Annotated in this window: 7 protein-coding genes; 5 read left to right on the top strand and 2 right to left on the bottom strand. The window is 49.9% G+C overall.

The annotated features are described in order from the left end of the window. Both ACVBDY_RS06075 and ACVBDY_RS06070 read right to left on the bottom strand, forming a co-directional pair. The coding region (locus ACVBDY_RS06075; protein ID WP_447174572.1) for a hypothetical protein at window positions 1-454 on the bottom strand (454 nt) is incomplete at its 3' end. A gap of 1,740 nt (window positions 455-2,194) precedes the next feature. Further along, window positions 2,195-3,040, bottom strand: a complete 846-nt coding sequence (locus tag ACVBDY_RS06070; RefSeq protein ID WP_447174571.1) for an RteC domain-containing protein — start codon at window positions 3,038-3,040, stop codon at window positions 2,195-2,197. 180 nt (window positions 3,041-3,220) lie between these two features. Between ACVBDY_RS06070 and ACVBDY_RS06065 the strand changes: the two genes are divergently transcribed. The 5 genes from ACVBDY_RS06065 to ACVBDY_RS06045 all read left to right on the top strand — a co-directional run bounded on the left by ACVBDY_RS06065 (window position 3,221) and on the right by ACVBDY_RS06045 (window position 7,209). Beyond that, entirely contained in the window at window positions 3,221-3,952 is a 732-nt protein-coding gene (locus ACVBDY_RS06065; protein WP_447174570.1) for a LytR/AlgR family response regulator transcription factor, read from the top strand. 276 nt (window positions 3,953-4,228) lie between these two features. Continuing rightward, window positions 4,229-4,390: a hypothetical protein gene (locus ACVBDY_RS06060; RefSeq protein ID WP_447174569.1), complete on the top strand. Its 162-nt coding sequence runs from the start codon at window positions 4,229-4,231 to the stop codon at window positions 4,388-4,390. A 101-nt stretch (window positions 4,391-4,491) separates the two neighbouring features. Continuing rightward, window positions 4,492-4,977, top strand: coding sequence for a hypothetical protein (locus ACVBDY_RS06055; RefSeq protein WP_447174568.1), 486 nt, complete (start codon window positions 4,492-4,494; stop codon window positions 4,975-4,977). After that, window positions 4,956-6,545: a tetratricopeptide repeat-containing sensor histidine kinase gene (locus ACVBDY_RS06050; RefSeq protein ID WP_447174573.1), complete on the top strand. Its 1,590-nt coding sequence runs from the start codon at window positions 4,956-4,958 to the stop codon at window positions 6,543-6,545. Before ACVBDY_RS06055 ends, ACVBDY_RS06050 begins: the two co-directional genes overlap by 22 nt. After that, the gene (locus ACVBDY_RS06045; protein WP_447174567.1) at window positions 6,526-7,209 is read left to right on the top strand and encodes a response regulator; all 684 of its coding nucleotides are present in this window, start codon (window positions 6,526-6,528) and stop codon (window positions 7,207-7,209) included. Before ACVBDY_RS06050 ends, ACVBDY_RS06045 begins: the two co-directional genes overlap by 20 nt. The last annotated feature ends 58 nt before the right edge of the window (window positions 7,210-7,267 follow it).

Raw genomic sequence — 7,267 nt, 5'->3', positions numbered from 1 at the left:
GCGAGAGCCAGAGGGCCATACCCCAGAATAAGGAGATATAGCCAGCCAGGTAAATACATACGTGTTGCCATGGGTTCAGTTTTAAGGAATGTGTGGTAAAAGCGCTGTCCAGCAGCCGCCTGAAGCTGCGATACAGTTGTGCGGTCAATGTGCAGGCCAGCAGGTGGCAGGCGGCTACGCCCAGCAGTACCAGCAGCAGCAGGCTCAGGGTGCCGGCATCTACCGTGGCCGCGGTGCTGTCCGCCAGCCGCAGCAGCGGACCGGCATACAGGAAGGCCGATAGCAGGAGGAGTACCAGGACGGCTTGTCTCCCCCATCTTCGCAGGTGCCGGTATCGCGGCCCCTGGGCCTGGTCGTGCAGGAAATCGACATAGTCGTCTTCCCACGTTACTTTCCGCAGCCGGAACGGTTCCGGATGCGGGGGTTTTCGGGTGTTGCTTTGTGTGTTCATCATCTTTTGTTTTTTAAGGTTAATATTTGGAGTTGAGGAGTCTTGGAGTTGGGGAGTCCTGGAGTTGGGGAGTCTTGGAGTTGGGGAGACGAGGAGACTTGGAGACTTGGAGACTTGGAGAAATTTTATCTAACCTTCTCTCCCTCTCACCTTTTCTCCCTCTCACCCTCTCACCTTCTCTCCCTCTCACCTTCTCACCTTCTCCTCAACTCATCAACTCATCAACTCACCAACTCATCAACTCACCTGACTTTCTCCATGCAAAGCTCCCGGTGAAGTGTTAAGGTTTTTGCACATTACCATAAACTTTAACATTTATGTGTTTTGAGGGTATTTTAAGCATCATTCCCCGAAATAAGCCGACAAATGGCCTGAATTTCACGGAAAATCGGGTAATTTTCTTCTTACGGATTTCTTTAGTAATTCTCAGGAAAAAACTTACATACACACCCCCCCGGCCCCGCTCAAGACTTGTGCTGCGTTTATCGAAGTAGGGGAGCTTTTGGGCTCTTAAAAGAGATTAAGGCTTTGGTTGGTGAGGTTTAGTGTAAAGAATATTATATTTTCTCCCCTTGAGGGGGCCTGCCCGCCGGCAGGCGGGGATGCCGCGGTTGCTGAGCCCAGTCGAAGTAAAGGCAAAGGGGTGACAGCCTGGTAGCCGGAATGACTTAAATCTTTGCGGGACGGGGAGTTTTGACCAGCCCGAACTTTGGCGTATACACCCAAACATTTGCGCTGATACCAATGGTCCGGGACTTCAAACCCTCCCCCCGTAGCTGCGCTCGGGTACCTCTACTTCGACTTGGCTCAGCACGGCGCCTTTATCTAAAGGGAGGAGCCTTTTAATTTTTAACAAAACACACAATTTACTCTTTTTCAAGTTATTATTGCGTCAACTAAATGACGTTGGGCTAAAGCAAGGGGTGACAGCCTGGTTGCCGGAATGACTTAAATCTTTGCGAAACTCTGTGAGATCTCTGTGTGTCTTTGTGAAATAGCTATTACACAAAGTTGCATAGAGCATTCACAAAGAACCACAGAGAAAAATACATGATTGGTACGCCGAGTCCTTCGACTTTAGTTTGTCCTGAATTTATCGAAGGGCTCAGGACAGGCTAAAGTACAATGTCATTTCGTTCAGCAGATTTATTCATTTTTTGATAACTTTCCCAATCTAAAGGGAGGAGCTCTTTTTTAAGGCTCCCCTCTTGTGATGAAGAGGGGTGGACCGCTTTGCGGGACGGGGAGTTTTGACCAGCCCGAACTTTGGCGTGTTTGCCTTAACGCTTGGGATTATCCCTATGGTCCGGGACTTCAAACCCTCCCCCCTTCGCTGCGCTCGGGTACCTCTACTTCGACTTGGCTCAGCACGGCGCCTTTATCATCCCGATGACTATCGGGAGGGAGGAGCTTTTTAATTTTTAACAAAACACACAATTTACTCTTTTTCAAGTTATTATTGCGTCAACTAAATGACGTTGGGCTAAAGCGAGGGAGGACAGCCTGGTTGCCGGAATGACTACATCTTTGCGAAATTCTGTGAAAACCTCTGTGTGTCTGTGAAATAAGGCTATGACACAAAGTTGCACAGAGCATTCACAAAGAACCGCAGAGAAAAATACATCATTGGTATGCCCAGAGGGCTCGCTCCCGATAATCCCGATAATTATCGGGATCGGGAGCCGTGTACTTATTATGGTTTTAAGGGTTGGGAAGCAACACCGGGTATATTTACGCCGAAAATTATAAAGCCTCTTCCCGGTCTATTTTCTGAGACAGGTGGAAGATGAGTTCTTCCAGGAACCGTGCCCGTTGCCCTTTACGGTCCTTAATGGAAGCATAGGTCCTGTAAACCTGGGGCAAACGGACACCGAAAAAGGCTTCAAAGGCCTCGGTAATTTCCCGGATACCGGCCTGCCCGTGGTTAAATACCTTTCCGCTATAGAGGGCATAGATGAGCTCTACCACGTCTGTTTTACTCCCGGTCCAGGTGAGTGTGCCTTCCTCGCGGCGCCCCGGTGTGCCGTTACTTCGGGGCGGATAAGAAAGGTTGTGCATTTCCTTGTTAAGATAGGCTATCAGCCTGTCATGGGCCAGGATGGTGGCTACCATACTGTCATGCCCGGTAGAAAACCGGTCGTCCATGGAAAAATACAAGGTGTCCGGGTATATGGGGAGGTCTTCTTTATTCCGCTGAAAATAATGATGGTCCAGCATATCGGCCCCACGCCTGTAGTAGTGGTAAAACTCCGCATGGTCATTAAAATAGCCTTGCAGCTGGTCGATCTGCCCGGCCAGGTACTGTTTTTGAGTTTTTATACTACTCCGTGGCCGTTTGCTTTCGATATGGAATAATTTCATGTAATAGATCAGCCTGCTCACGGCCTGTGGTTTGATACGTTTAAAAAAGTCCTGTTCGGCTTTCTTGTCTTTAAAATCTTCCCGGATTACCCCGTTACGCATCCGTTCAATGATCTTGCGGCTGGTGTGCATCCCCTGCTCTGCCCGGGTCAGCATATCACTTTCCTTCTCTTCCAGCTGCGTAAGCTGCCGCCCCAATTCCTCCAGTAAATGTTCGTAGATGCTCATAAACAGGTTTTATCCATACACAGACTTTCGTTATCGGGGTATCACGTAAGTCTTGTCCATATTCTTTTTAAGCCTTCTAATATAATGCACTACACGTAACAGGGGGTAGCCCCGGCGAACACTTTTTTTATCCTTTTGGGACACCGGATTAACATTTATGTCCCCTACTTTTCCCTTTTCATGACCGGGATTGCAGTGTTGAGAAGTTATTTTATCATAGAGAAAGACCAAAATACCATCCGGACCATCCGTAAGGTCATGGAGGGTTTTGGCCAGTTCCGTTGCCTGGGCCATACACACTACCGGGAAAAGGCTATGAACGTCTTGCTCGAACAGCAACCGGATCTGGTCTTTTGCCGTATAGACCCCCCGGTATTTAAGGAGGCCTTCGCTTTTATGGCGGAATTACACCTCTACGATATCCGGGTGCCGGACCTTATTGGCATGTCGGCGACCCCGGGCCAGGCCTACAGGGCTTTTAAATACAACTTCCTGGATTACCTCCTGTGCCCTGTGCCCGAACTGGAAGTCCGTAAAAGCGTATTGCGTTATACGGAACGGAACCCTTTACGCCCTAACCTGCTCTGCCTGAAATCCTATCGCGACTACCATTACCTGGATACCGGCGAGATCCTTTTCCTCAAGGCCGATAATAACACCACAGATTTCTACATGGCCGATGGCCGGGTCATCGGGGCTTTCAAGACTTTAAAGGTTTTTGAGCATTCGCTCCCGGAAAACTTTCTGCGTATCCATAAAAGCTATATCGTCAATGCCGACTATGTGTCCAGGATCCACTTCGGTAAGCGCATATGTACGGTTAAACGGTATAGGCAGCCTATTCCTTTTACATCTACCTTTCAAAAAAACATCGACCGCATACATCACTGCCTGGGCCAATCTTCTATTTAGGGGCCACGGGTTATCCCCCGGTTTTCAGCGCTCAGTGCGCATTTGAGGTTTTCCTCGCAAAACAAAGGGGTTTACCACTACACGTACGGGTTTCCCTAATCATCCCGCTTTTCAGGCTGGAAATCGCCCGTCCTCCTCCTACTTTAGCCCTGCAAAAGCTGCTTTCCGGCATGGACACCAAGCCGACCGTCCATGCTTCCATAGTGCACTATCGGACAGGACCCGGCCGCCATCTGCGGCCCTGGAAAACTACAACCGTATTTAAACCCGTTTACAATGAAAACCGTAGTCACTTTTTTCCTGTTACCGGTATGTTTCACTATGGCGGTTTCCTGTACACCACCGGAAGACCTGGCCGAAACATCACCACCCGCACAGGACGTCATGGTTACCGGGGACGATGTCAGCACCCCGCCGGACAACGAAAAAGATGGATAAACCGTACTTTTTTAACACTTATAGTCCATTTTAACACAAGCCTTTAACATAATATGTTAAGGGCTTTTTTTAGCTTTGTACCAGGTTCAAATACAATGTTGGTGGTTACCAGGTGTACATACGGCCCCCTTGTTCTTCTTTTTGTTATTGTTTTAAACGTTACTTCTTGCCAAAGAAAAGCACCCCCGGAACAACAGCAAAAGGACCGGATTTCCTTATGGCTTGCCCGGGCGGCAACAGATACAATTTCTCCTTCACTCCGAAAAGAATTTCTCCACCTGGCCTATACCCGGGGCACGCAGATAGAAAACGACTCCCTGAAACAGCACAAACTGTCGGACATTGCTTACCAGGCCTACCAATACGGGGAATATGCCGTGTTTAAAAAAGCAGGCAGGCCTTTCAACTGGCCGTTCAAAGGAAAGATACCCTGGGTATGGCCGATGCTCATTGGAACTACGGGGCCTTTTACCTGGACCGGGAAGTGTATGACAGCGCCTATTATCACTACAGCCATGCCCAAGATCTTTTTGAAGCTGCTCCCCACCCCTATTATGCCGGGAAAATGCTTTACAATATGGCCATGATCCAGGGAAGGCTTAAGGATTATATGGCCTGTGAAGTCCTGGTATTCCGGGCTATTGCCCTCCTGGAACCTCTAAAGCGGTACAAGCAGCTCTATTATTGCTATAACCTCCTGGGGGTTATTTCTGAAGAACTCGAAGCCTACGCGGGGGCCATCCAATATCATCAAAAGGCAATGGATTACCTGGAGCGGGTGGAACATAAGAAAGCATTCATTCCGCATAGCCTGAATAACATCGGTATCCTTCACCAGAAACAGGGAGACCAGCCCGGGGCGATAACTCATTTTGAGGAGGCTTTACGTATTCTCCAACCCCGGTCTTCAGACATTTCGTTGTATGCCCGCCTCCTGGATAACCGGGCTTACAGCCGCCTGCTGGCCGGGGATACCACCGGGCTACCGCAGGATTTTTATACGGCTTTACAACTCCGGGACAGTACCGGAAACCGCTCGGGGGTGATCATGAGCAAGCAGCACCTGGCGGAATATTACGCGGCGCTCCGCGATACCACCCGGGCCATCACCTATGCCAAAGCGGCCCTGCTCCTGGCGCAAGAGCTCCGCAACAACAGGGATGTCCTTAAAACCCTGTTGTTGCTTTCTAACCTGGACCGAGCCGTCAGCAATACCTATTTGCAGCAATACATCGGGTTAAGCAAAGACCTCCGGGACCAGGAACGCAAAGTCCGGGACAAATTTGCCCGGGTACAGTACGAAACCGACCGGTATATGGAACGAACCCAGCAGTTGTCTTCACAGAAAACCTGGATACTAACCATTGGCATCGGGCTGCTTTTTATCATGTTGTTTTTATATATCCTTTACCGCCAACAGGCCAAAACCAAAATGCTGCACCTGGAAACCGCACAGCAAAAGGCCAACGAACAGGTTTACCTGATCACCCTGAAACAACACGAACGCTTACAGGAAGTGCGTAACCAGGAACGCATACGCATCTCTAAGGTGTTACACGGCGCCATTATCAGCGAACTCTTTGCCATCCGGATGCACTGGGGATTACTTCTCCTGGAAGGAGGTCCCGAAGCCATGCGGGAGCATAAAAACTACCTCAAAAAACTAAAGCATCTCGAAAGGGAGATCCGGGAGGCTTCGCATGCCCTGATAGGAAAACTGGTCTTTTACCCGCTGAACCTGGTGCATATGGTAGAAAAACTCACCGAAAGCCGGTGCCGGACCCTAACCCTGGAACCCGAAGTACGGAACGACGAAAATATTCCCTGGAACAAGGTGGACCTTTTTATCAAGACACAGTTATATCATATTATATCGGAAGGGCTTCAGAACTGTATCAAACACGCCAGGGCCAACCGTATAACCATCCGCTTTGTCCGGCAGGGCCGGTACCTGCTGTTAACCATACAGGACAACGGGCAGGGCTTCCGCCCGCATAAACGACAAAAAGGCATCGGCCTGATGCACATCCAGTCCCGGGTACATAAGCTCCGGGGCAAATTCCGGGTGGATACCGCCGTTGGGCAGGGCTCCACCTTAACCGTGTCTGTACCCGCCTTTAAATCCTACGAAGAAAATGACAGAAAAAGCAAATAATTACAATATCGTATTGATCGACGACCACCCGCTGATCACCAAGGTGTTCCGCGACACGTTAAAAGGTGTGGCCAGGGAAGACCTCCTGGTATTTAATATCGTAGAAGTGCATTCCTGTGATGAGGCCCTCACCCTTTTCGGAAAGCTTTCGTCCTTATACCGGATCGATATGGTTTTCCTGGACCTCCAGCTGCCCCCTTCTTCCGACGGGGAAATGATTTCCGGGGAGGACCTCGGGCTCTCCATACGGGAACGTTCTCCCGACACCAAGATTATCATCGTAACCGCTTTTAACGACCCGTACCGTATACATACGCTGCTGGAAAACATTAATCCGGACGGCTTCCTGGTCAAAAACGACCTGGAACCGGAAGAACTCCCCACGATTATCCGCCACCTCATCCAGGACCCGCCCTATTACAGTGCTACGGTAGCCCAGGCCCTGCGCCCCTATATGGCCCACCACGCCCTGCTGGACAAAATAGACCGGCACCTGCTCCACGAATTGTCACTGGGAGCCACGCTCTCCCATATGGTTACCGTCCTGCCGCTCTCCCGTTCGGCCATTGTTAAACGAAAACAACGGCTCAAAGAATACTTCGACATCCGGGGCGGGGACGACCGGGAACTCATCCGCAAGGCTCATGAAAAAGGGTTTGTTTAGGAACCCTGTTAAAAAAAGGGGGAAATTGTATCCTCCGGGTACACCTATTTGGTTCGTT

The sequence above is a fragment of the Sinomicrobium halophytocola genome (assembly GCF_052983395.1).
Note: the sequence above shows the minus strand (reverse complement) of the source record. Positions and strands in the feature narration are given on the sequence as shown.

Excerpts from the sequence above, each read along its gene's own strand:
- ACVBDY_RS06045 (WP_447174567.1), top strand. The coding sequence starts at position 6,526 with ATGACAGAAAAAGCAAATAATTACAATATCGTATTGATCGACGACCAC.
- ACVBDY_RS06065 (WP_447174570.1), top strand. The coding sequence starts at position 3,221 with ATGACCGGGATTGCAGTGTTGAGAAGTTATTTTATCATAGAGAAAGAC.
- ACVBDY_RS06070 (WP_447174571.1), bottom strand. The coding sequence starts at position 3,040 with ATGAGCATCTACGAACATTTACTGGAGGAATTGGGGCGGCAGCTTACG.
- ACVBDY_RS06060 (WP_447174569.1), top strand. The coding sequence starts at position 4,229 with ATGAAAACCGTAGTCACTTTTTTCCTGTTACCGGTATGTTTCACTATG.
- ACVBDY_RS06050 (WP_447174573.1), top strand. The coding sequence starts at position 4,956 with ATGCTTTACAATATGGCCATGATCCAGGGAAGGCTTAAGGATTATATG.